The following is a 1,100-nucleotide window of genomic DNA, read 5'->3' as shown; positions in this document are numbered from 1 at the left end:
TCCGGACCGGTGTAATTCGCGCTCGGCCGGATGATCTTGTTGTCGATGCGTTGCTCGATGATGTGCGCGCTCCATCCCGACGTGCGCGAGATCACGAAGAGCGGCGTGAACATCGCGGTCGGCACGCCCATCATGTGATATGAAACCGCGCTGAACCAGTCGAGGTTCGGGAACATCTTCTTCGCGTCCCACATCACCGATTCGAGGCGTTCGGCGATATCGAACAGCTTCGTATCGCCGGCTTCCTTCGACAGATTCCTCGCGACTTCCTTGATGACCTTGTTGCGCGGATCGGAGATCGTGTACACCGGATGGCCGAAGCCGATCACGACTTCCTTATTCTCGACGCGGCGTTTGATATCGGCTTCCGCTTCATCCGGCGTCTGATAGCGCGACTGAATTTCGAACGCGACTTCGTTCGCGCCGCCATGCTTCGGACCGCGCAGCGCGCCGATCGCGCCGGTGATCGCGGAATACATGTCCGAACCCGTGCCCGCGATCACGCGCGCCGTGAACGTCGATGCGTTGAACTCGTGTTCGGCGTAAAGATTGAGCGATACGTGCATCGCATCGACCCAAGCTTTGGACGGCGCGACGCCATGCAGCAGATGCAGAAAGTGCCCGCCGATGGAATCGTCATCGGTTTCGACTTCGATGCGCTTGCCGTTGTGCGAATAGTGATACCAGTAGAGCAGCATCGAGCCGAGCGAGGCCATCAGCTTGTCGGCGATATCCTTCGCGCCCGGCACGTTGTGATCGTCCTTCTCCGGCAGGATCGTGCCGAGCACGGAGACGCCGGTACGCATCACGTCCATCGGATGCGCGGACGCGGGAATCCATTCCAGCGCGGCTTTGAGATTCGCGGGCAGGCCGCGCAACGCCTTCAGCTTCGTCTTGTATGCCTTCAGTTCGGCGGCGTTCGGCAGCTTGCCGTGCACGAGCAGATGCGCGATCTCTTCGAACTCGGACGTCGTCGCGACATCGAGGATGTCGTAGCCGCGATAGTGCAAGTCGTTGCCCGTCTTGCCGACGGTGCACAGCGCGGTATTGCCCGCCGTCACGCCCGACAGCGCGACGGATTTCTTCGGCTTGAATGCGCC

Annotated in this window: 1 protein-coding gene; it reads right to left on the bottom strand. The window is 60.8% G+C overall.

All coding sequences use genetic code 11. From position 1 onward, the window contains the following. Window positions 1-1,100 (bottom strand): bifunctional 2-methylcitrate synthase/citrate synthase (gene prpC / locus NCS03_RS31000; RefSeq protein WP_250460806.1); only part of this gene is annotated, 1,100 nt, incomplete at both ends.

The sequence above is a fragment of the Caballeronia sp. ATUFL_F1_KS4A genome (assembly GCF_023630905.1).
Classification (GTDB): Bacteria; Pseudomonadota; Gammaproteobacteria; order Burkholderiales; family Burkholderiaceae; genus Caballeronia; species Caballeronia zhejiangensis.
Note: the sequence above shows the minus strand (reverse complement) of the source record. Positions and strands in the feature narration are given on the sequence as shown.